The organism is Georgenia sp. AZ-5, from assembly GCF_043952095.1.
Lineage (GTDB): Bacteria > Actinomycetota > Actinomycetes > Actinomycetales > Actinomycetaceae > Georgenia.
This window is the reverse complement of sequence record NZ_JBINOU010000001.1, coordinates 1,482,044-1,504,288: the sequence shown is the minus strand read 5'-3', so window position 1 is coordinate 1,504,288 and position 22,245 is coordinate 1,482,044. Positions and strand designations below refer to the sequence as shown.

General features: G+C 71.8%; 24 protein-coding genes. 7 read left to right on the top strand and 17 right to left on the bottom strand.

Annotated features, from left to right (window positions below; all coding sequences use genetic code 11):
- The 9 genes from ACF0H8_RS07165 to ACF0H8_RS07125 form a co-directional block, all read right to left on the bottom strand.
- Entirely contained in the window at positions 1 to 1,056 is a 1,056-nt protein-coding gene (locus tag ACF0H8_RS07165; protein ID WP_395288270.1) for an LLM class flavin-dependent oxidoreductase, read from the bottom strand.
- Positions 1,057 to 1,197: 141 nt separating this feature from the next.
- Complete coding sequence (locus ACF0H8_RS07160) at positions 1,198 to 1,626, bottom strand: hypothetical protein (protein WP_395288269.1); 429 nt, start codon at positions 1,624 to 1,626, stop codon at positions 1,198 to 1,200.
- 279 nt (positions 1,627 to 1,905) lie between these two features.
- A complete protein-coding gene (gene smpB, locus ACF0H8_RS07155; RefSeq protein WP_395288268.1) occupies positions 1,906 to 2,430 on the bottom strand; it encodes an SsrA-binding protein SmpB in 525 nt (174 codons plus the stop codon).
- Between the two features lie 526 nt (positions 2,431 to 2,956).
- A complete protein-coding gene (locus ACF0H8_RS07150) occupies positions 2,957 to 4,342 on the bottom strand; it encodes a peptidoglycan DD-metalloendopeptidase family protein (RefSeq protein WP_395288267.1) in 1,386 nt (461 codons plus the stop codon).
- 7 nt (positions 4,343 to 4,349) lie between these two features.
- A complete protein-coding gene (gene ftsX / locus ACF0H8_RS07145; protein ID WP_395288266.1) occupies positions 4,350 to 5,264 on the bottom strand; it encodes a permease-like cell division protein FtsX in 915 nt (304 codons plus the stop codon).
- A gap of 10 nt (positions 5,265 to 5,274) precedes the next feature.
- A complete protein-coding gene (gene ftsE / locus ACF0H8_RS07140; protein WP_395288265.1) occupies positions 5,275 to 5,964 on the bottom strand; it encodes a cell division ATP-binding protein FtsE in 690 nt (229 codons plus the stop codon).
- A gap of 325 nt (positions 5,965 to 6,289) precedes the next feature.
- Positions 6,290 to 7,417 carry a peptide chain release factor 2 gene (prfB, locus tag ACF0H8_RS07135; RefSeq protein ID WP_395288264.1) on the bottom strand — a complete coding sequence of 376 codons (1,128 nt, stop codon included), beginning with the start codon at positions 7,415 to 7,417 and terminating at the stop codon, positions 6,290 to 6,292.
- 64 nt (positions 7,418 to 7,481) lie between these two features.
- Positions 7,482 to 8,984 carry a phosphoribosyltransferase family protein gene (locus ACF0H8_RS07130; protein ID WP_395288263.1) on the bottom strand — a complete coding sequence of 501 codons (1,503 nt, stop codon included), beginning with the start codon at positions 8,982 to 8,984 and terminating at the stop codon, positions 7,482 to 7,484.
- 136 nt (positions 8,985 to 9,120) lie between these two features.
- The gene (locus tag ACF0H8_RS07125; RefSeq protein WP_395288262.1) at positions 9,121 to 10,026 is read right to left on the bottom strand and encodes a LysR family transcriptional regulator; all 906 of its coding nucleotides are present in this window, start codon (positions 10,024 to 10,026) and stop codon (positions 9,121 to 9,123) included.
- A 72-nt stretch (positions 10,027 to 10,098) separates the two neighbouring features.
- Here ACF0H8_RS07125 and ACF0H8_RS07120 point away from each other — a divergent pair, with 72 nt between their 5' ends.
- The 3 genes from ACF0H8_RS07120 (at position 10,099) to ACF0H8_RS07110 (ending at position 13,222) form a co-directional block, all read left to right on the top strand.
- Positions 10,099 to 10,578 (top strand): hypothetical protein, encoded by a 480-nt coding sequence (locus tag ACF0H8_RS07120; RefSeq protein ID WP_395288261.1) that lies wholly within the window; start codon positions 10,099 to 10,101, stop codon positions 10,576 to 10,578.
- Positions 10,579 to 10,738: 160 nt separating this feature from the next.
- Entirely contained in the window at positions 10,739 to 11,953 is a 1,215-nt protein-coding gene (locus ACF0H8_RS07115; protein WP_395288260.1) for an endonuclease/exonuclease/phosphatase family protein, read from the top strand.
- 306 nt (positions 11,954 to 12,259) lie between these two features.
- Positions 12,260 to 13,222 (top strand): hypothetical protein, encoded by a 963-nt coding sequence (locus tag ACF0H8_RS07110; RefSeq protein ID WP_395288259.1) that lies wholly within the window; start codon positions 12,260 to 12,262, stop codon positions 13,220 to 13,222.
- A gap of 153 nt (positions 13,223 to 13,375) precedes the next feature.
- Here the strand turns inward: ACF0H8_RS07110 and ACF0H8_RS07105 are convergent, their stop codons facing one another.
- The 8 genes from ACF0H8_RS07105 to ACF0H8_RS07070 all read right to left on the bottom strand — a co-directional run bounded on the left by ACF0H8_RS07105 (position 13,376) and on the right by ACF0H8_RS07070 (position 17,031).
- Positions 13,376 to 13,576 (bottom strand): hypothetical protein, encoded by a 201-nt coding sequence (locus tag ACF0H8_RS07105; RefSeq protein ID WP_395288258.1) that lies wholly within the window; start codon positions 13,574 to 13,576, stop codon positions 13,376 to 13,378.
- 193 nt (positions 13,577 to 13,769) lie between these two features.
- On the bottom strand, positions 13,770 to 13,994 hold the full coding sequence (locus ACF0H8_RS07100; protein ID WP_395288257.1) for a hypothetical protein: 225 nt from the start codon (positions 13,992 to 13,994) through the stop codon (positions 13,770 to 13,772).
- A 77-nt stretch (positions 13,995 to 14,071) separates the two neighbouring features.
- Positions 14,072 to 14,491 (bottom strand): hypothetical protein, encoded by a 420-nt coding sequence (locus tag ACF0H8_RS07095; protein ID WP_395288256.1) that lies wholly within the window; start codon positions 14,489 to 14,491, stop codon positions 14,072 to 14,074.
- A gap of 140 nt (positions 14,492 to 14,631) precedes the next feature.
- Positions 14,632 to 15,111 carry a pilus assembly protein gene (locus ACF0H8_RS07090; protein WP_395288255.1) on the bottom strand — a complete coding sequence of 160 codons (480 nt, stop codon included), beginning with the start codon at positions 15,109 to 15,111 and terminating at the stop codon, positions 14,632 to 14,634.
- Positions 15,108 to 15,581, bottom strand: coding sequence for a TadE/TadG family type IV pilus assembly protein (locus ACF0H8_RS07085; RefSeq protein WP_395288254.1), 474 nt, complete (start codon positions 15,579 to 15,581; stop codon positions 15,108 to 15,110). The genes ACF0H8_RS07090 and ACF0H8_RS07085 overlap by 4 nt, the downstream gene beginning before the upstream one ends.
- Before the next feature lie 34 nt (positions 15,582 to 15,615).
- Entirely contained in the window at positions 15,616 to 15,816 is a 201-nt protein-coding gene (locus ACF0H8_RS07080) for a hypothetical protein (RefSeq protein ID WP_395288253.1), read from the bottom strand.
- Positions 15,817 to 16,303: 487 nt separating this feature from the next.
- Positions 16,304 to 16,648: a DUF202 domain-containing protein gene (locus tag ACF0H8_RS07075; RefSeq protein WP_395288252.1), complete on the bottom strand. Its 345-nt coding sequence runs from the start codon at positions 16,646 to 16,648 to the stop codon at positions 16,304 to 16,306.
- A complete protein-coding gene (locus tag ACF0H8_RS07070) occupies positions 16,645 to 17,031 on the bottom strand; it encodes a YidH family protein (protein WP_395288251.1) in 387 nt (128 codons plus the stop codon). Before ACF0H8_RS07070 ends, ACF0H8_RS07075 begins: the two co-directional genes overlap by 4 nt.
- A gap of 395 nt (positions 17,032 to 17,426) precedes the next feature.
- Between ACF0H8_RS07070 and ACF0H8_RS07065 the strand changes: the two genes are divergently transcribed.
- The 4 genes from ACF0H8_RS07065 to ACF0H8_RS07050 are packed head-to-tail and all read left to right on the top strand — an operon-like array spanning position 17,427 to position 22,241.
- On the top strand, positions 17,427 to 18,467 hold the full coding sequence (locus ACF0H8_RS07065) for a Bug family tripartite tricarboxylate transporter substrate binding protein (RefSeq protein WP_395288250.1): 1,041 nt from the start codon (positions 17,427 to 17,429) through the stop codon (positions 18,465 to 18,467).
- Positions 18,468 to 18,506: 39 nt separating this feature from the next.
- Complete coding sequence (locus ACF0H8_RS07060) at positions 18,507 to 19,079, top strand: tripartite tricarboxylate transporter TctB family protein (RefSeq protein WP_395288249.1); 573 nt, start codon at positions 18,507 to 18,509, stop codon at positions 19,077 to 19,079.
- Between the two features lie 11 nt (positions 19,080 to 19,090).
- Positions 19,091 to 20,608: a tripartite tricarboxylate transporter permease gene (locus ACF0H8_RS07055; protein WP_395288248.1), complete on the top strand. Its 1,518-nt coding sequence runs from the start codon at positions 19,091 to 19,093 to the stop codon at positions 20,606 to 20,608.
- Positions 20,589 to 22,241 (top strand): thiamine pyrophosphate-binding protein, encoded by a 1,653-nt coding sequence (locus ACF0H8_RS07050; protein WP_395288247.1) that lies wholly within the window; start codon positions 20,589 to 20,591, stop codon positions 22,239 to 22,241. Before ACF0H8_RS07055 ends, ACF0H8_RS07050 begins: the two co-directional genes overlap by 20 nt.
- The last annotated feature ends 4 nt before the right edge of the window (positions 22,242 to 22,245 follow it).

Below are 22,245 nucleotides of genomic sequence, written 5' to 3'. Positions count from 1 at the left end.
TCAGGCGCGCCGTCCCGCGCCCAGCTCGGCGTCCACGAGCTCCTTCGCCCTCCCGAGGAGCTCGACGGCGTGCAGCGACTCACGCTGCGGGACGCCCGAGACGTCCATCTGGAAGCTCTGCCGGTCGTGCCCCAGCACCTCGTGCAGGGTGAGCACCCGCTCGGCGACCGACTCCGGCGAGCCGATGACGAACGCGCCGTGCTTGCCGGCCTGCATCTCGTAGGAGATGCGGTTGGGGATCGCGAAACCGCGCTCCCGGGCCAGCTTCGTGCCGGCGTCGAGCTGGTAGGGGTAGAAGGTCTCCAGGGCCGTGGTGTCGTCATCGGCGAGGAAGCCGTGGACCGAGACGGCGACCCGTCGGGTGTGCGCCGGGTGGCCGGCCTTGGCGTGCGCCTGCCGGTAGAGCTCGACGAGCGGGGCGAAGCGGCGGGGCTCGCCGCCGATGATCGCGTAGTCGACCGGCAGGCCCAGGGTGCCGGCCCGCACCGAGGAGGCGGGGGAACCGCCGGTGGCGATGCCGATCCGCAGCCGCTCGCCCAGCCCCGGCTTGTCGGTGGGGCGCGGCAGGATCTGCGCGTCGGTCAGCGGTGGGCGGAACCTGCCGGACCAGGTGGCCGGGTTGCCGGCGTCGATGGTCAGCAGGAGGTCGAGCTTCTCCTCGTACAGCTCGTCGTAGTCCTCCAGGTTCGCCCCGAAGAGCGGGAAGGACTCGATGAAGGAGCCGCGCCCGGCGAGCAGCTCGACGCGGCCGCCGGAGAACTGGTCCATGGTGGCGAACTGCTGGTAGACCCGCACCGGGTCCTCGGTCGAGAGCACGGTGACGGCGGAGCCGACGTGGATGCGCTCGGTCTGGGCGAGGGCCGCGGCGATGACCGTGGCCGGCGAGGAGATCGCATAGTCCGGCCGGTGGTGCTCGCCGATGCCCGCGTGGTCCAGGCCCACCTGCTCGGCCAGGCGCACCCGCTCCAGGATGTCCCGGATGCGCTGCCCTGGGCTGACGCGCTCGGCGCCGGTCCGGGTGTCCAGGTCGCCGAAGGTGTAGATGCCGAGCTCCATGTTCTGGCCAACGCGCGCGCCCGTTCGGTATTCCGGGTCGGCCCGTGACGGCCGCCACGTGCGCCGGGTGCGGAGCCGCCGCGAGCCGCGGCGACGAGACCGGCGAGGCCCTGGCCGCCCTCGGCGGCGTGGGGAGCTTTGTCAGCCCCGGCCGCGCGAGGTCAGCTCGTCCAGGAGCAGCGACCCCGCGATGCCGGCGAGGAAGACGTCCTTGGCGACGGCGTTGCCGTCCGCCGTCGGGCGGATCCCGTCGCTCATGGTCAGGCCGGGCACCTTGGTGTACATCCGCAGCAGGGCGCCGGAGAATCCGGCGAGGCCCAGCGCGGCCAGCCAGGTGGGCACGACCGGCAGGAGCAGGGCCGCGCCCAGCGCCATCTCCGACGCGGCGATCAGCTTGGCGAAGTCCTTCGCCGACATGTCCGCGAGCTGGGGGAAGGCGTGCGCGGCCATGTTCTGCAGCCCGGCAGCGCCTTCGTCGGGGATGCCGCGCTTGGCCAGGCCCGAGTCGAGGATGAACGCGCCCGCCGCCGCCCGTGCGGGCACGTGACGCAGCTTGATCGGCAGACCCACGAGAACCTCCGGCGGTGCGTCGGCGGGACGGCTTCACGGTAACGCCGGCGCCACCGTGCCGCAGTGCGGGCGCCCCTCAGGGGTCCCGGCGCAGCGGCGCCCCGGTCAGGGGTTCCGGCGCAGCGGGCGTCCCCACAGGGGTTCCGGCGCAGCGGCGCCCCGGTCAGGGGTTCCGGCGCAGCGGGCGTCCCCACAGGGGTTCCGGCGCAGCGGCGCCGCGGTCAGAGGTTCCGGCGCAGCGGACGTCCCCACAGGGGTTCCGGCGCAGCGGCGCCGCGGTCAGAGGTTCCGGCGCAGGCTCATGGCCCGCTGCGCCTCACGCTCGTCCTGCTTCTCGCGCAGCGTCTGGCGCTTGTCCCACTCCTGCTTGCCTCGTGCCAGCGCGACCTCGACCTTGACCCGCCCGCGGATGAAGTACAGCTCGAGCGGGACGATGGTGTGCCCCTTCTCGCGCGTCTTGACGGCGAGCTTCTCGATCTCCTGCTTGTGCAGCAGGAGCTTGCGCTTGCGCCGCGGGCCGTGGTTGGTCCACGAGCCCTGCGCGTACTCGGGGATGTGGACGTTGTGCAGCCACGCCTCGCCGCGGTCGATCTCGACCCAGCCGTCCACCAGCGACGCGCGTCCCATCCGCAGGGCCTTCACCTCGGTGCCGGTCAGGGAGATCCCCGCCTCGAGCGTGTCGTCGATGTGGTAGTCGTGGCGGGCCTTCTTGTTGCGGGCGACGACCTTGCGCGCGTCCGCCTCGGCCTTGGCCCGCTGCCCCGGGGTCGGCTTCTTCGACCCGGGTGCCTTCGTGCCAGCCACTGTCCCAACCTCCGTCTCGGGCGCCACCGCGCCGCGTCGACGCGCCCTGCGCGCGCCGACGTCCCAGCCTAGTCAGCCACGCCTCCGACCGACGACCTCATTTGCTCAGGGCGATCAAGGCCCGGGGTGCCACGGGGCTCGGGGGCGTCGCCGTGGGGGACCTGGCACGACCGAGGGGAGCGCCGCGACTCGGCGCCCGCCTCCCAGCCGGACCCGCCGGTCGTGAGGAGAGCGCCGCGGCCCCCTCCCGCCGGGCCCGCCGGTAGTGGGGCGCGCCGCCGCCCGGCGCCCCTCCGGTCGGACCCACTGATAGTGGCGAGAGTTCGTCAGGCATAGCCTGACAAACTCTCCCCACTGACGAGGATGGTCGCCGCCGGGTGCGCCCGGGCTGCGGAGCCACAAGGCCGGCAAACCACCCCGCCACTGGCCCTCAGGACCCGGGGACCACCCCGCCACTGGCCCTCAGGACCCGGGGACCACCCCGCCACTGGCCCTCAGGACCCGGGGACCGCCGCGCCGTCGGCACTCAGAACCCGGGCAGACCCATCGGGTCGATGGTCTTGCCGTTCTTCCACACCTCGAAGTGCACGTGGCAGCCGGTGACGTTGCCGGTGGCGCCCGTGTTGCCGATGACCTGGCCCTGGGACACCTGCTGGCCCTTGCTCACCGCGAACCGGGAGAGGTGGTTGTAGACGGTGACGTAGGAGTTCCCGCCGAGGGTGCCGTGGTTGATGATCACCTGGTTGCCGTGCGTGCCGTTGGGGTGCGGCTTGACGGCGGTCACGGTCCCGCCCGCGGCGGCGTACTGGGCATTGCCGCACGCCGACCGGAGGTCCACGCCGAGGTGCATCCAGTAGCCGCCGGTGATCGGGTACCACCGCATGCCGTAGCCGGACGTCACGTACAGCGGGGCCGGCACCGGCGGGGTGAGCAGCGCGCCGCCACCGCCCCCGCCGCCCTGCGGGGCGGGCGCGGGCGCGGGAGCGGGGGCGGGCCTGCCGGCGGCGGCGGCACGGGCGGCCTCCTCGGCGGCCTGGCGCTTACGCTCCTCCTCGGCCTTGCGGTTGGCCTCGTCGATGGCCGCGATCTCGGCGCTCAGCGCGTCGTTCTCCGCGTGGATGGCGGAGATCTGCCCGTTGACGGCCTCCTTCTCGGTCTCGAGCGTGGCGGTGAGCGCGGTCATGTCGGCCTCGAGCTGGCGGACCTCCGCCGTGTGCTGCTCGGCGGCGGCCCGGGCGGCGTCCGCCTCGGCGACGGCGGCGTCGGCCTCGGCCTTGAGCTCGCCGATGCGCTCGGTCACCGCCGCCTGGCGCTCGCGCTGGTTGCGGTTGACCGCGGCGGCGGTCTCCAGCTCGTCGAGCACCTGGGTCTGGGCGCGCACCGCCGTCTCGACCACCGAGTAGCTCTGCAGGAAGTCCTCGGTGGAGGACGCGTCGAGCACGACGTCCACGGTGCTGACGGTGTGGTCGCCGCGGTACGTGCTCCGGGCCAGCTCCCCCATGGCCGCGCGGGTGGAGTCCATCTTCTCGGTGCCCTCGGCGATCTCGGTCTCGAGGTCCGCGGCCTCGGCCTCCGCCATCCCGAGCCGCCCCGCGACCTGCTCCTGCTTGCGCTCCGCCGCGGCCAGCGCCTCCTGCGCCCCGGCGAGCCGGTCCTCGGCCCTGGGCAGCTCGGCGCGGGCGCTCTCGAGCTGGACGTAGGCGTCGATGATCTCGACGTCGAGCCCCTCGAGGGAGGCCTCGAGCTTCTCGCGCTCGGCGGCGTTCTCCTGCTGCTGGCGCACGAGGTCGTCGCGGGGGTCCGCCTGGGCGACGGACGCCGGCCCGACCAGGGTCAGGGCGAGCAGGGCGCCGAACCCGGCGCGGGTGAGCAGGCGGGCGCGGCGGCGCAGGGGGCGAAGTGTCTTCTGCATGGTCTCCTCACACCCTCGTGTAGCGGCCGAGTGTCACGACGGAGCTGATGCCCGCGAGCACGATCGCGGCCAGCACGAGGAACGGCGCGACGGTCAGGACGTCGCCGGTGTCCACCAGCTGCACCCACGGGGTGGACTGGGTCAGCCAGCCCTGGATGAGGTACTTGACACCGACGAACAGCGCGACGACCGCGAGCACCGCGCCGGCGAGGGCGGCGATGGCACCCTCGATCATGAACGGCAGCTGGATGAACAGGTTCGACGCGCCGACCAGGCGCATGATGCCGGTCTCCCGGCGCCGCGACATGGCGGAGAGCCGGATCGTGGTGGTGATCAGCAGGACGGCGGTGACGATCATGACGCCGGCCAGGCCGAGGGAGAGCAGCGTGGCGCTGTTGAGGATGTCGAACAGCGGCTCGAGCTGCTCGCGCTGGTCGACGACGGTCTCCACGCCGGCGCGGCCCTCCAGCTCGTCGGCGACGATCTGGTACTGCTCGGGGTCGACCAGCTTGACGCGGTAGGAGACCTGCATCTGGTCCACCGTCAGGGACTGCGCCCAGACGGTGTCCGCCATCTGCTCCTGGAAGGCCTCGTAGGCCTGCTCCTTGGTCTCGAGGTAGACCTCGTCGACGTAGGGGGCCAGGGCGTCGGACTCGAGGAGCTCGCCGATGGCGGCAATCTGCTCCTGGGTGGCCTCTCCCGAGGCGCACGCGGGCTGGGCCGAGCCCTCCGGGCACATGAACGCGGAGACCTCGACCTTGTCGTACCAGTCGTTCTTGAGGTTCCCGATCTGCATCTGCAGCAGCGCGGCGGCGCCGACGAAGGTGAGCGAGACGAAGGTGACCAGGGCGACCGAGATGGTCATCGCCAGGTTGCGGGAGAGCCCCTGGCCGACCTGGGACAGGACGAAACGAAGACGCATGACCGGCCCCCTACCGTGCCGCGCCGTAGACGCCGCGCGACTGGTCACGCACCGTCACGCCGTCGGAGAGCTCGACCACGCGCTTGCGCATCTGGTCCACGATCTCGTCGTCGTGGGTGGCCATCACGATGGTGGTGCCGGTGCGGTTGATGCGGTCGAGCAGGCGCATGATGCCGATCGAGGTCGTGGGGTCGAGGTTGCCGGTGGGCTCGTCCGCCAGGAGCAGCTGCGGGCGGTTGACCATGGCGCGAGCGATGGCCACGCGCTGCTGCTCACCGCCGGAGAGCTCGTGCGGCAGGCGCTTCTCCTTGCCGTCCAGCCCCACCAGCTCCAGCGTCTCGGGCACCGTGGTGAGGATGTGGTGGCGGGGCTTGCCGATCACCTGCAGGGCGATGGCGACGTTGTCGAAGACGTTCTTGTTCGGCAGCAGCCGGAAGTCCTGGAACACCGCGCCCATCTGCCGGCGCAGGTGCGGGACCTTCCACCGGGAGACCTGGGACAGGTCGCGGCCGAGGGCGAAGATCTGCCCCGAGGTGGGCCGCTCCTCGCGGAGCACCAGGCGCAGGAAGGTGGACTTGCCCGACCCGGAGGCGCCGACGAGGAAGACGAACTCGCCCCGTTCCACCTCCAGGCTGACGTGGTCCAGCGCGGGACGGGCGCCCCGGGCGTAGACCTTGGAGACGTTCTCGAATCTGATCACAAGTTCGTGGGCGGCCAGTCTCGACGGTGGGGGAAGGTTTTAACCTGGCCGGTCCGAGACTAGGCACGGCCTGGGGCGCCCTCGCCGCAGACACGCCGCAGCGGCGGGCACGGGATCGCCTCGTAGGGGCGGGGCCCGACGGCGGCACGGGGGTGCCGCTGGCCGGTTCGGACCCAGCGCCGGGGGCAACGTCGTCGGTTCGCGACGGCGGTGCTGGAGTGCGGCCGGCGACTCCGCACGGCCGTGCTCGAGCGCCGCGGTCGGCACCAACCGGCGGTGCGGAGCGCCGCCGTCAGCTCCGGACGGCGGCTGGCGAGCGTCGCCGTCAGACGGTGGCGGCGGCCTGCTCCTGGTTCTTGCGCCAGCGGATGCCGGCGTCGATGAAGTCGTCGATCTCGCCGTCGAAGACGGCCGAGGGGTTGCCGGACTCGTGCTCGGTGCGCAGGTCCTTGACCATCTGGTACGGCTGGAGCACGTAGGAGCGCATCTGGTCGCCCCACGACGCCTTGACGTCGCCGGCCATGGCCTTCTTGGCGGCGTTCTCCTCCTCCTGGCGGCGCAGCAGCAGGCGGGACTGGAGCACGCGCAGGGCGGCGGCGCGGTTCTGGATCTGCGACTTCTCGTTCTGCATGGACACGACGATCCCGGTGGGGATGTGGGTCATGCGGACGGCGGAGTCGGTGGTGTTCACCGACTGTCCGCCGGGGCCGGAGGAGCGGAAGACGTCGACCTTGATCTCGGACTCAGGAATGTCGATGTGGTCCGTCTGCTCGATGAGCGGGATGACCTCGACGGCGGCGAAGGAGGTCTGCCGGCGGCCCTGGTTGTCGAACGGGGAGATCCGCACGAGGCGGTGCGTGCCGGCCTCGACCGACAGCGTGCCGAACGCGTAGGGCGCCTTGACCTCGAAGGTGGCGGACTTCAGGCCGGCCTCCTCCGCGTAGGAGGTGTCGAGCACCGTCGTGGGGTAGCCGTGCCGCTCGGCCCAGCGCAGGTACATGCGCATGAGCATCTCGGCGAAGTCCGCGGCGTCGACGCCGCCGGCACCGGCGCGGATGGTCACGACGGCCTCACGCTCGTCGTACTCGCCGGCCAGCAGGGTGCGGACCTCGAGCTCTCCCAGCGCCTTGCGGATCTCGGCGAGCTCCTGCTCGGCGTCGGCCATCGCGCCGGCGGCGTCCTCGCCGGACTCCTCCTGGCCGAGCTCGACCAGGGCCTCGAGGTCGTCGATGCGCTCGCCCATCTTCTCGACGCGCTCGAGCTCGGACTGTGTGTGGGAGAGCTGGGAGGTCACCGCCTGGGCGGCCTCGGGGTCGTCCCAGAGGTCCGGGGCGGCGGCCTGCTCGGACAGCTCGGCGATCCGGGCGCGCAGCGCCTCCGGGTCCGTCACGGCGCGGATGGACTCGAAGGTGTTGCGCAGGTGCTGGATCTCCAGCGAGAAGTCGGTGGCCACGGACGTCAAGGTTACGCGATGGGCCCGATCCTGCGGCGGTGTCGTCGGCCACCGCGCCGGCCGGTCAGCCGCCGGTCAGGTACCGGCCGAACCACGCCGTAGCCAGCGCGCCCGCCTGCTCGAGCGTGCCGGGCTCCTCGAAGAGGTGCGTCGCGCCGGGCACGACGGCGAGCTCGTTCGGGCAGGTCAGCCCCGCCTGCGCCCAGCGGTTGAGCTCGAGCACCTGCTGGTCGAGCTCGCCGACGACCAGGAGGGTGGGGGCGGCGACCCGGCCCAGGTGATGGTCGGCGAGGTCGGGCCGCCCGCCGCGCGAGACGACTGCCCCCAGGCGCGCGGGGCGCTCCGCCGCCGCGCGCAGCGCCGCCGCGGCGCCGGTGCTGGCGCCGAAGTAGCCCAGCGGCAGCCGACCGAGCAGCGGGTCGGCGCCTGCCCAGCGGGTGGCGTCCATCAGCCGCTCGGCGAGGAGCTCGATGTCGAACACCCGCGAGCGCTCCCGCGCCTCGGTCACCGTGAGCAGGTCGAGCAGCATGGTCGCCAGCCCGGCCTCGTTGAGCATCCTCGCCACGAAGTTGTTGCGCGGGCTGAGCCGGCTGCTGCCCGAGCCGTGCGCGAAGAGCACGAGACCGCCGGCGCCGTGGGGCACCGCGACCAAGGCGGGCAGGATGCCCGCGGACGTGCGCACGCCCTTCTCGGCCGGCTCGGGAAGACCGGGGACGGCGTGCGGTACGGCCTGGCCCGCCTCCGGGCGCGCGTGGCTCGGCGCACGCGGATCGTGCGGGAAGGCGTCGCCCCCGGCGCGCGGTTCCTGCGGGGAGGCAGCGCCTTCCCCCCGGCCCGCGGGGGCCACCTCGCCCGAACCACCGATGGCGCCCTCCGGCCGGCGCGCCGACGAAGCCACGGCGGCGCCAGCGCCCACGCCGGTACGGCGGGCGCGCCGGAGCAGCTCGCGCACGACGTCGTCGTCGACCTGGCGGAAGTCGTCGTACCAGGCCCCGACGGCGTACAGCTCCTCCGGGACGAGCGGGCACACCACGTCGTCCACGAGCGGCTGGAGCATCTCGAGGGCGTCGCTCGCCGCGACGGGCACGGCCACGATCACCTGGGCCGCGCCGCGGGCGCGGAGCACCGCCACGGCGGCGCGCATGGTGGCGCCGGTCGCGATCCCGTCGTCGACCAGCACGACCGTGCGCCCGCGCACCTCGACGCGGTCCTCGGGGCCCCGCCAGGCCTGCACGCGGCGCTCCACCTCCGCGCGCTGGCGGCGGGTGGCCTCGGCCAGGTCGGACTCGGGCACCCGGGCGGCGATCTCCGGGTTGACGACGAACGCGCCCTCCTCCCCCACGGCCCCCATCGCGACCTCGGGCTGCCAGGGCACGCCGAGCTTGCGCACGACCACGACGTCGAGCGGCGCACCGAGCGCGGCGGCGACCTCGGCGGCCACCGGGACCCCGCCCCGGGGCAGCCCCGCCACCACCACGTCGCCCAGCCCCATCGCAGCGAGCTCCTGCCCGAGCTGCCGGCCGGCCGCGACGCGGTTCGCGAAACCGTTGCCGCGGGCCCGTCGCATGATCCGCCTCACCGGCCAGGATGCGCCCGTCCCCGCCGGGTCGCCACCGGGGACGACGCGACCTGGGGCCGCTCGCCAGGACGGCCTGGGCGCGCCTGCGCCGGCACGTCATCGGAAGCGGGCCGAGGAGGCACGCTCAGAGCGGCTCGAGATTGGCCGCCACCTGCACCATCTGCTCGAGCACGGCCAGGGTGGCGGTGCGCGGCTCGGTCCGGGTGGCCCGGTGCCGGATGAACAGCCGCCGGGTGCCGAGGCCGGGCAGCGCCGTCCACTGGACGCTCTCGGGCAGCTGACGCCGCAGCGCCAGCTCCGGCACCAAGGCGATGCCCAGCCCGGAGGCGACCATGGCCAGGGCCACGTCGAAGTCGAGGTAGCGGTGGGCGGTGCGCGGCGTGAACGCCAGCTCGGTGGAGATGCGCTTCATCGCCCGGTCGGCGGCACCGCCCGGGTCCGGCGAGAGCCACGTGGCGCTGGCCAGGTCGAGCAGCGTGCTCGGCGCCGGGTCCTGCGGCGGGTGGACGACGACCCACGGCTCGTCGAGGAACGGCACGTCCCGGGTGCCCTGCGGTGCGGGCGTCGGGGTGGAGACGTCGTGCTCGATGACCAGCAGGTCCAGCTCGCCGCGGCGCAGCGCCCGCCGGCCCTGCTCCTCGGGGACCTCGTGCACCACCAGCTCGACGCCGGGCAGCGTCTGCTCGAGCTCGGCCAGCAGCGGCACGAGCACGGCGCGGATGGCCGTCTGGAAGGCGCCGACCACCACGACGCCGGAGATGTCGCCCTCCAGCGCGGCCAGCGCGCGGCGGGTCTCCCCGATCTCGGTCTCCACGCGCTCGGCCGCGTCGGCCAGCAGCTTGCCCGCCGCCGTGAGGGTGGCGCCGCTGGGCTGCCGGTCGAGGACGCGCACCCCGGTCTCCGCCTCCAGCCGGGCGATCTGCTGGGAGACGGCGGAGGGGCTGACGCCGAGCGAGTCGGCCGCCGCCAGGACTCCTCCTGACCTGCTGACGGCCAAGAGAAATCCAAGTCTCCGTGGGTCGATCTCCATGAAGCAAGACTGTATACCGGATACGAGCTCCTTCGATTGATCTTTACCCAGAAGCGGACCACCATTGTCCGTGTGAACGACCTCGCCACCTCCGCCGTCACCGTCCTGGGCTGGACGGGCGCCCTCGTGTCCCTGGGCACGTACATCGCCGTGACGCAGCGCAAGCTGGCGACCGACACCGTGCGGTACCAGGCGCTGAACATCTTCGGCGCGGGGACCCTGGGCATCAGCGCGCTCGTCAACGGCGCCCTGCCCTCCGCCGTCGTGAACATCATCTGGATCTTCATCGGCGTCCTCGCCGTGCTCGCCATGAAGCGCGGCGTGATCGCCGCCCGCCTGGCGGCCGAGGCCCGGCGCCACCGCCGCCTCGCGCAGGCCGGCCGGGCGCGGCTCGCCGCCGGCCGCGACCACCTCGCCCGCGCGGGCCGGGCCACCCCGCAGACGAACCGGCCGCTCCAGCCGGGCTCGGCCCGTCCCGCCGGGCGCGCGTCCCGCCCGGGCCGCCGGCAGCTGACCACCCGGCACACGAGGTCCCGCACCCACACCGCCTGACGCCGGCGGCCGCGCCAGCGGTAGGCGGCGCCCCGGCACGTCCGGGCCGGCGGGCGCCCGCTTCGCTGCGGCGCGCGCCGATCCGGCCGGGGAGGGTCCGTTCACCTTGCCGTCAACGGGCGGCAACCGGGTCTTCCGCGCCCCGCCCTAGGTCCGGGTCATGACACCTCGCACCCTGCGCGCTGCCCTCGCCACGATCATCGCCGTCGGCGCCACCGCCGCCGTCGCGGCACCCGCCGCCTCCGCGGCCGACGACCGCGACCCGCGGACCAACCTGCGCGTCGCCACCTACAACGTCTCCCTCAACCGGGCCACGGAGGGCGGGCTCGCCGCCGACCTCGCGACGCCCGACAACGCCCAGGCCCGGGCGCTCGCCGAGGCGATCCAGACGGCCGACCCGGACGTCGTCCTCCTCAACGAGTTCGACCACGACGCCGAGGGCACCTCAGCGGAGCTCTTCCGCGAGAACTACCTCAAGGTCCCCCAGGGCGGGCAGGACGCGGTCAAGTACCCCTACGCCTTCTGGGCCCCTGTCAACACCGGCGTCCCCTCGGGCTTCGACCTCAACAACGACGGCACCGTCGGCGGGCCCGACGACGCCTGGGGCTTCGGCGCCTTCCCCGGTCAGTACGGCATGCTCTTGCTCTCCAAGCACCCCATCGCCAAGGACGACGTCCGCACCTTCCAGAACTTCCGCTGGCAGGACATGCCCGGCAACGTCATCCCCGAGGACTGGTACACGGAGGAGGAGCTCGCAGGGCTCCCGCTGTCGTCGAAGTCGCACTGGGACGTGCCGATCGAGGTCGGGACCCAGACCGTGCACGTCCTGGCCGCCCACCCCACCCCGCCGACGTTCGACGGGCCGGAGGACCGCAACGGGCGGAAGAACCACGACGAGATCCGGTTCTGGGCGGACTACGTCCGCGGCGCCGACTACATCTACGACGACGCCGGCGTCGAGGGCGGTCTTGAGGCCGGGGCTCGGTTCGTCATCGCCGGCGACTACAACGCCGACCCGCACGACGGCGACGCCTACGACGGCGCCATCGACCAACTCCTCGAGCACAACCGCATCCAGGACCCGCTCCCCGCCTCCGAGGGCGGCGCCGAGGCGGCGGCGCTCCAGGGCGGCGCCAACGCGAGCCACGAGGGCGACCCCGCTCTCGACACCGCGGACTTCGCCGACACCGCACCGGGGAACCTCCGCGCCGACTACGTGCTGCCGTCGCGCAACCTGCCGGTCTTCGGCTCCGGCGTCTTCTGGCCGGAGCAGGGCGAGCCGGGCGCCGAGCTCACCGGCGCCTACCCGTTCCCGACGTCGGACCACCGGCTGGTGTGGGTGGACCTGCGCGTGCCGGGCGGCAAGGCCCGCTGAGCGTCGGCTCGCGGGCGGGGCGTCGGTGCCGTGCACCGGCGCCCCGCTCGTGGTTGGCGCCGGCGGGTGGCCTCGAAAGACCTTGCTTCTCGAGGCCTCAGGGCCGTTGACGGCGAAATGTCGCGGGAAACATGCCTCACCGGCAGTCGTTCGACGGCGGGCGTAGCCGACACGCCGAGCGAGCCGCGATCTGCTGCCGATCCGCTGGAGGGGTCGCCGCGTTCCGCTTTCGCCGGTGACCGTCCATATCTACGTTTGGGCGCGGCCGGCCAATCCGGTCGGTCACGTCTGAGAGAGGGGACACCCTTGAACAGCAAGAAGATCTGGATCGTCAGCAGCCTCGCCGGGCTCGGTGTGGTCGGCGGCGCCAGCGGCGCCGTCGCGCACCCGGTGCACGACGCCAAGTCCACCGACGAGGTCCGGCAGAGCACCTTCTTCGCGCGGGCCGACCTCGGCGCGGACCTCGAGAACGAGCAGGGCGCTGAGGACGGCGAGGGCCGCAAGCTCGGCCACGTGCGCGGCCTGGGGCACTTCATCGGCCTCGGGCACCTGAAGGCCAACGGCCTGGGCCACCTCAAGCACGCGCACGCCCCGGTGGTCGTGCTGCCTCCGGCCGACGAGGAGCCGCCCGCCGAGGAGCCGACCGACCAGCTCCCGCCCACGGACGAGCCCATCACCGAGGAGCCCCCGGCCGACGAGCCGACCGACCAGCTCCCGCCCACGGACGAGCCCATCACCGAGCAGCCCCCGGCCGACGAGCCCATCACCGAGCAGCCGCCGGCCGACGAGCCGACCGACCAGCTCCCGCCCACGGACGAGCCCATCACCGAGGAGCCCCCGGCCGACGAGCCGACCGACCAGCTCCCGCCCACGGACGAGCCCATCACCGAGCAGCCCCCGGCCGACGAGCCGACCGACCAGCTCCCGCCCACGGACGAGCCCATCACCGAGCAGCCCCCGGCCGACGAGCCCATCACCGAGCAGCCCCCGGCCGACGAGCCGACCGACCAGCTCCCGCCCACGGACGAGCCCATCACCGAGCAGCCCCCGGCCGACGAGCCCATCACCGAGCAGCCCCCGGCCGACGAGCCGACCGACCAGCTCCCGCCCACGGACGAGCCCATCACCGAGCAGGCCCCGGCCGACGAGCCCATCACCGCGGAGCCCGAGCCCGCGCCCGTGACCGACCCGACCGACCCGGCCGCCATCCCGGCCGCGGACGCCACCGCCTCGGTGGACGTCAACGTCGGAGTGTCGGTTTCCGAGTAACCGGCGCTGGGCCCGGTGCAGGCCGCCGGGCGAGCGACGGACCGCAGCGGCCGCGCCCCAGAGCTTCCGGGGTGCGGCCGCTGCCATGTCCGCCGCCGACAGGTCATGCACCGGAGGGGCAAGGGGTGGCGAGGGCCGTGCGGCGGCGCTCGCTCAGCCTCGCGCTTCGGCGGCCCCGTATCGCAGCAGCACGTTGTCCGAGCCGTCGAAACGGCGCGCCTCCAGCAGTCGCAGCGACACCGGCGCCTCGAAGACCGGGGTGCCGCCGCACAGGGCGGCCGGCCCGACCATCAGATGGAGCTCGTCCAGATGGAGCTCGTCGACGAGTCCCTGCGCGAGCAGGGCGGTCCACATGGTCCGGCTGCCGAAGGTCAGGACCTCCCCACCGTCCCCGCGGCGTTCCTCGGCCAGCCAGCCGGCGACCTCGTCGCGGCGGACAACCGTGGTGGTGCCGTACCAGGGGTTGTCCGGGGTGCGGTGTAGGTGTCGGACACGACCACCTTCCGCAGTCTGTTGTAGGTCCGGCTCAGCTCGCGGTTGTCCTCGCTCAACGCACGGTTGCCGGGATCGCTGGGGGCGTCCGCGATCCCGGGCCAGTAGGAGCTGAACCCCTCGTAGGAGACCCGGCCGAGCAGCACGGTGCCGGCAGCGCGATGCGCTCGAGGTTGTACGCGTCGAACGCCTCGTCCATGTTCATGGCCATGACGTTGCGACGGGGCCCCTCGTAGTACCCGTCCAGCGACATGATGTTGCACACGACGTACCTTCCCAAGACCCGCTCCTCCCCTTCGTCATGCCGGCTGGCGGCCGGCTGCTGGACATCTACCGGTCGGTGCACTGATCCGGCACTCATCCGGCGCGCGCGCTGGCGGTGACGCGCAGACCGACGCCGTCGGCCCACGGCACGAGCGCCCAGGGCACGAGAGACGGGCGGGCGACGGCGGTCAGCGTGACCTGCGCGGTGGTGCCGTCCGGTGTGCCCGTCGGCTCCGCCACCCGCAGGTCGTCGAACTGCGCCGTCACCATGGGTGCGGCGGCGAGATGGTCCCGCACCGCGGCGTCCACGGAGGCGTCGCTGAGCGGCACCCGCGTCGCGGGCGAGCCCTCGGCGGCGTAGTAGGCCGCGACGTCCATCGCGTCTGCGGCGTCAGCGGCCGCCGCGTCCGCGAGCGCGAGCAGCCGCTTACGCTCGATGTGCACCGCCGACGCGCTCGCCACCACCAGCACCAGCGCCAGCACCAGCACCCCAAAGCCGAGGCTGAGCAGCATGATCCGGCCGCCGTCGCCCGTGCGACCGGCCGGTCCTTGCCCACCGCACCGGCCGCCGTGGCCCGTGCGGCCGGCCGGTCCTTGGCCACCGCACCGGCCGCCGTCGCCCGTGCGGCCGGCCCCTCCTTGTCCGCCGCCACTCATGGCGCCTCCCGGTACTCACTCACGACCGCGAGGTGCGCCGCGGCGACCGGCACGTGCGCCGGCACCGCGACGCTGACGAAGTCCGGGACCAGGGGCAGGTCGACGTCGACGCCGACCTCGACGAGCACCTGCGCCCCCGGGCTCAGGCACGGACCCTCCACACAAGTGACCCGCAGGGCCGTCTCGCCGTCGACGTCGAACCCCTGGTCCGCGAACGCCACCTCCACGGCCCGCCCGGCGCGCGCCGAGGCCTCCGTCATGTCCGCGGCCTGCGCGATGATCCGCCCAGCCTCCCGGGCCGCACCCTCGGCGGCGAACGTGGCCGCCTGCACGCGCGCAAGCGTCAGGATCAGGTACACGAGCGGCACCAGCAGCAGCACGCTCACGCCGAGGAACTCCACGACCGCGCTCCCCCGGTGCCCGCCGCGCAGGACCGGCCAGCGGCGGCGGGCCGCGGCCCCGCGCCGGTGCGTCACGGCACCCGCACCTGCTCCTCCACCACGGCGTGCCCGCGGACCGTGACCACACCCGCCGGCCCCACCAGCCCGAGCACCGGCAGCGGCGCCCTCACCACCACCTGGACCCGCTCGCCGGCTCCGTCGGGCACGGTGCGCGCCGTGACGTCCCGGGCATAGCGCTCGGAGAGCGTCAGGCCGATCAGCTCGCGCGTGCGGGCGGCGCCCGCGTCGAGCGAGGAACCGGCCAGCGCGGCGTGCCGGGCCCCCTCGGAGGCGGAGTCGATGAGGGTGTTGCGCACGTGCAGCGCGAGCGTGAGCTGGACCAACGCCATGATCACCACCACCAGCAGCACCGACACGAGCAGGAAGTCCACCAGCGCCGAGCCGCCATCGCCCGCGCCGCCGTCGAGGCGGTGAGCGCGGCGCGTCCTACCCGGGCCGGCGCCGGCGGTCGCCGCGGCTCGGTGCCGGTCGGACCGGCCGTTCACTGCCGTCGCCTCAGTATCTTCTGCAAGACATGCCTCAGAAGCTGAGCACCCGGTTCATCGCCGTCTGAAACACGTTCTCCAGCGCCGGCCCCGCGAGCGCCCAGATGGTGATGACGAGCCCGGCGGTCATGAGCGTGACGAGCACCCAGCCGGGCACGTCGCCGCGCTGGAGGTCGGGCTGTCGGCCGAGCGGCGCCGTGCGCGCCGCGAGGAGTGTTGCGAGCCGGGTCCACATGGGTCGTGCCTCCTGGTTGTCGGTGCGGCGCGGCGGCTCGGCGCCACGGCGCGGCGAACGCGGTCACAGGCCCACCCGCAGGACGGCGAGCCCGGGGAAGATCGCGAAGATGTCAGGTGCCAGTGACCAGGAGACCGCGTGGCCCCCCTGCCTGCGACGCTGCCCGCCAACTTGAGAGCGCCACGGCTATCTTGTGCGGTGAACATGAGAGTGTGCGCGGGCGGAGAGGCCGGCGGCGAGGCCGCTCCGAGGCTGGGAGATTCGTCAGTGGGGGCGGGAAGTACACCGGTGCGCACTCATAGTGGGTGTTCGAGCTTTTTGCTTAGTTGGGTTTGCTATCGGTCACATGAGTGTCCCGTATCTCAACAACACGCCATAAGCCCGCGTCGCCGAATATCTACGGCTGCTACGGGACTACACGACCTTCCGACCGGCCGGAGATACACTCGGATGTTCGCCTGAATAATAACGCCAAGACGTCGAATCGCTATAGCCGCGCGACAAGTACGCCGAGTGCGATGACGCCACCGGCCAACGGTACGGTCGCGGTCATCAGGAGCAGTGCACCACCAGGCAGGTGACGCCGGTGCCCTTCACCGGTCAGCGCGCGGTGCATGGTTCGGTAGCGAATCCATGCGGCGCCAGCGATGGAACCGCCCACCACGAGCCCGAGCAGGGCAGCGACCGCCGTCAGTAGACCGAGCTGGGGCGCGAGAAGGCGTGCAGCCACGAGCGGACCCAAGGTGAGGGCGAGAGCGGTGCGGCGCCACGCCAGCGCCGTTCGTTCTGGCTGCAGTCCTGGGTCAAACAACGCGGCATCCCGGGTCGTCATCGCAGGAGTAGGCCTACGAGCAGCAGGGCAGCGGCGATGAAGGTACCGGCTCCAAGCGGGCCCGCGAGCATTGGCGCAGGAAGAGGTCTGTCCGAGCGGAGGGCGCGCTCGGTGCGCATCCAGCCCAGCCACGCCTGGACAGGAGCCAGCGCACCGAGCGCGATGAAGATGAAGGTAGCGACGACACTGAATCCACGTTCGATAGGCAACTGCAGTGCCTCGAGGGCGATCCCAACCGCGAGCAAGGCCAACGAAGTTCTGATCCAGGCAAGATACGTACGCTCGTTCGCCAATGAGAAGCGCACGTCGGGTTCAGATCCCGAGCCGTAGACCCGACGAGGGAACCGCCTGTCATCGCCAGCCAAAGGTCTCTCCCTGGTCACGATCTCACCCTCCGAACGCATCAGCGGCCATCGTCCGACAATCCGTGGGAACGTCAGAGCCTACGCGGACTCACTCCCCGTCCACGGCAGCAGACGTTCATTAGTCGCACGTCGCCCCGATGACTCCGCACCGATTCGCCGCTTCGGCGCTCAGCGAATTGACGGTTGACCGCGACTAGCTCTTGTCCTCGGGACGTTCCGACGCGAGCAGCCTCAAGCCAATCATCTGCCCTCGGCCAGAGAGCGAGCGAGCCGTTTGCCACTGAGCGGCAAGGTTGTTTGTGCACTGTGCCATCTGACGGCATGCTGCGTGTCCGTCAGTACGACATAACGGACCACGCACACTTCGGAGTCAGAAAAAGACCCCGAGCCCGGAGGCAACGATGCCCAAGAGCATGAACTCACGGCTGCGGCTCGCCGCCATAACGGCCGTCAGCGCATCCCTCGCGCTGGCCGCGTGCGCAGAGGAGGACAGCCCAGCCGCCGGCCAGGAGGAGGCCTCTTTCAAGGCAGAGCGCGTGACGCTGCTCGTCCCGGTACCGCCCGGCGCCTCGTTCGATACCTTTGCCCGCGCAGTAGCCCCACACTTGGGCGAGGAACTAGGTGTCGACATCCTCGTAGAGAACCGGCCCGGCGCCAGCGGCCTCGTCGCGCTCAACGAGATGGCTCAGACCGAGCCGGACGGGTCCACCATCGCGTTGTGGCAGATGGGGCCCGTCGCGATCGCCCAGCTGCAGGGCATCGAGCAGGTGCAGTTCGACGTCGCCGAGCTCTCCTACATCGGCAACTTCGCCGACGCCGACCATATGCTCTTCGTGCATCAGAACTCAGATATCCAGAGCATCGAGGACCTCAGGGCGGCCAAGAACTTCGCCTTCGCGTCCGGTGAGCTGGGGTCTCTCGGCTACACCTCGCAGCAGGTCGTCGACAGGCTCTTCAGCCTCAACGCCGAGTTCATCACCGGCTACGCGGACCAGGGCGAGCGTCTCGCCGCCATCGAGCGCGGGGACGCCGACGGCGTCATCGGCCCTGTCCGGACCTACGAGTCCATCGGCCGCCTCGACGACGTCCGGCCCATCCTGCGTCTGGCGAACCAGCGGCACGCGGAGTTCCCAGAAGTTCCGACCGCGCTCGAGCTTGAGGGCCTGAGCGAGCAGGACCAAGAACTCCTCCAGACGCACTTCGACATGGCGTCCCTGTTCTTCACCGTCGTCGGCCCGGCCGACATGCCGGACGGGGTCCTCTCGGAGCTGCGCGAAGCCTTCTGGGCGGTCGCCAACGACGAGGAGGTGCTGGCGGACCTCAACGAGCGGGGGCTGGCTATGGCGCCGGACGAGGAGTATCTCACCGGCGAGGAGGTCCAGGAACTTGTGCCGACGCTCCTGGAAGTCCCCGCCGATTACCAAGCCCTTATCGACGAACTGGCTCAGGAATGAGCTGAGGAATACAAGAGGCGACACGGGGAGGTGATGACTGTGAACGAGATCGACGGTGGGCGCCGCTCGATGGAGACCGCCTCGCCGGACCTGGCAACGGCGGGGGCGGGGACTGAGCAGAAGGAATCCAGGCATGCGTCGGCGATTACGGCTGAGGCGGCGCCGGCAGGCATCGAAGGCACGGTGTCCGCGGTCCTCTTCGCGCTGTCGTGCCTTGTGGGCGCTGGCGCGGCCGCCGTCGTAGCGCTGGACTTCGCCGGCCGCGCGGGCTTGGCTCCACTGATCGTGGCCGTCCCCACTGCCGCGCTTGCCGCCGTGGTCCTAATCCAGGAGATCACTCGCTGGCGCAGCGGACGACGCCGCACCGCCCGGCGACGGCTCATCGAGAACCCCTATGCCTGGATCTCCACCTACGCGGCGGCCTTCTACCTGCTCGGGGCACTCGGGGCGCTCGTGCTCTTCAGCACCTCGCTCATGCGCTGGCGGGGTCACCAACCATGGCGGATGACTTTAATCGTGACGGTGGGGACAGCGGTGGCGTTCTTCGTCGCAACCGAGGTCCTGCTCGAAGAGAGCCTGTACCGCGGCGTCTTCCTTGAGCAGCTCCGGTAAGGGAAAGACCGATGCAAGCAATTATCGACGGACTGTCGATGCTCACCCCAGAGCTCCTCGCGTGGATGCTCGCGGGAATCGTCATATGCCAGGTCGTCGTGATCATCCCTGGCCTCAGCGCCCAGCTCCTGCTGGCCCTGATCCTCCCGTTCCTCTACACGATGGACCAGTCCGCAGCCATCGGCCTACTCGTCGGCGCCGCGGCCACGAGCGGGACGGGCAACACCATCACCGCCGTGCTCTTCGGCGTGCCGGGCAACGCGGCCGGTGTCGCCACGCTGTTCGACGGGCACCCAATGGCGCGGCGCGGTGAGGCCAGCCGGGCGATCCTCGCCGGGCTCATCTCCTCGGCGATCGGCGGCATCATCGGCGCTGCCATCCTGGCCCTGCTCATCCCCTTCGCCAAGCCAATTTCTGTCGCCGTCGGGCCGCCAGAGCTGTTCGCCCTGGCCTTGGTGTCTCTGGTGTTCCTGGCCTTCCTGGGTGAGGGCAGCGTGATGAAGGGGCTCATTGCGGGTGGTCTCGGGCTCCTCCTGGCGTTCATCGGGCAGGAGAGCAGCGGCGGCGTCCTCCGCTACACCTTCGGCCAACTGGCCCTGTGGGACGGCATCTCCATCGCCACGTTCGCCATCGGCATCTTCGGCATCGCCGAGATGCTTGAGCTCATCGCCCGCGGCGGCGCCATCGCCAGCGGTGAGCACGCCGTCTACCGGCGGCACAGGATCACCGACAGCTTCCGCGACATCGCCCACTCGTGGCGCACGGTCCTCCAAAGCAGCGTCGTTGGCACCGTCATCGGGATTCTCCCCGGAATCGGCGGCTCCGCCTCCCAGTTCCTTGCCTACTCCCTGGCGAAAAAGACATCGCGGCACGGCAGACAGTTCGGGAAGGGCCGCATCGAGGGAGTCATCGCCGCAGACGCCTCGGTCAACGCGACCGACTCCGCCGCGCTGGCCCCCTCACTGGGGCTCGGCATCCCCGGCAGCCCCATCGCCGCGCTGCTGCTCGCCGGCCTCGTCATCATTGGCATCCGGCCGGGACCTGACCTACTTAACGACAACATGGGGTTCCTCTGGCTGGTCATCCTCATCCTCGTGATGTCGAACGTCGTCGCCGTCGCGTTGTGCATCGGCGCGGTCAAGCCACTGGCGAAGTTGACCTTCGTGCCATCGGTTTACCTCGTGCCGATCATCATCGCCTTAGCCCTCTTCGGCGTGGTCGAGGCCGATGACTCCTTCGCCAGCGTGCCCATCGCCCTGGGGCTCGGTGTGTTCGGCTACCTCATGAAGCTCCACGGCTACTCGCGGGCGACGATGATCATCGGCTTTGTCCTCGCGGACCTGCTCGAGCGGAACTACCTGCTCGCCACCAACATCCATGGCTACGGATTTCTGCTACTTCCCCTGCCCCTCACGATCGTCGCAGTTCCCTTGGCGCTCATCGTCATCGCGACCTTCTGGGGCAAGGCCCGTCAGAGGAACCGCGGTCATCAGGAACGAGAGAGTGACTATGCCACGCACCAACGCTGACCTGACCCTGGAGCTACTTGAGGCGGCCGGCGTCGACGTCATCTTCACATGCCCGGGCACCACGGAGGTCCCGCTCCTCGATGCCTCCGTCCGGCACCGGTCCCCGCGCTTCGTACTGACGACCCACGAAACGGCCACGGTCTCCGCGGCCGACGCCTACTCCCGCGCGACCGGGAAGCTTGGGGTCGCCCTCCTCCATGCCAACGTCGGCCTCACCAACGGCCTCGCGATGGTGGAGGCCGCGCGGATCGGTAGGTCCCGTGTCCTGGTTCTCAACGGAACAAAGCCCACGAGCACCCGCAACCGCCGGGGATTCACCCAGACGGCCGAGTCCACGGCTGTGGCCGCACCGTTCGTTGTCCAGGCAACCTCCGTCACCTCTCTCACGAGCGTGGAGGCGGACATCCGCCAGGCACTGCAGCGGCTGCACAACGCGCCCTCGGGCCCGGTCTACCTGGAGCTTCCGCAGGACCTGCTCGCTATGCCCGCCTCGGGCGGTACAGCACCAGTCACCTTCACACGACCGGCCACGGTGGCCGACGACGCTGCCATCGTGGCGGTGGCCTCGCAGCTAGCGGACGCGCGACGTGTCCTGGTTGTGGCGGGCAGCGACCTCGCCGCCGCCGGCGCGACCCCTCTGGCGGTCGAGCTCGCGGAGTCGCTCGGGGCCCCAATCATGGAGGCGCCATGGCGGGAACTGGAGCGAGAGACGGTCCCGACCTCGCACCCCAGCTACGCCGGGCTGCTCTCCTACGGCGCCCATGCGCTCGAGGACGCGGTCATCGTGATCACCGGCACACCGGCCTTCCAGGAGCCGGACGACGGGCCCGGGCTGCTCCCGCCGTCGGCGCGCGTCGTCCACATCCTCGACCACGCCGCCGACCTCATGCCCGGGAGCACGCCACTCGTCGGGGACTACGTGCCCACACTGGCACGCCTGATCGCGGCGGTCCGCCGATCAGCGGCAGACGGGCGCCAGGCCGCAACCGAGCGGCGTCAGTTCCTCGCCGAGGTGACCGCCTGGCACCACGACTCACTCCAGCAGCTGGGCAGCCCGACCCGCGGTGACGACGGGCAACTCACCGTCCTAGCGCTAGCCGCCGAGCTCCAGGTGCGGCCGCTTCCGGGACCAATCGTGCTCGACGCCGTCACCGCTACGTCGACACTGTTTCGCCTGACGCCCCGGGGCCCGGGTCGGGAGCTCTACGCCACCGGGAGCGGGGCCTTGGGCTGGGGCCTGGGGGCTGCCGTCGGGGTGGCCATGGCAGGCCGATACGATCGGGTCTTCGGCGTCGTCTCCGACGGCGTGGTGCAGTTCGGCCTGCCCGCTCTCCACACAGCAGTCGCGGAGCAGCTACCGGTGACGTTCATCGTCGTCAACAACCAGGCTTACCACGCCGTGGCACTCGCACTGAGGAAGTTCGGCGGCTCGGCCGCGGACAACGGCTGCTACCCGTGCACCGACCTCGGTGGGACCGACCTCACCATGGTGGCGGCCGGCTTCGGCCTCCGCGCCACCCGGGTCACCTCCATCGATGAGCTACGGGCCGCGCTCGACGACCAGGGGTCTGTCGAGGGCCCAGCCCTCATCGAGGTCGTCGTCCCCGCCGACGCCTCGAACCCCGCACGGTGAGAGC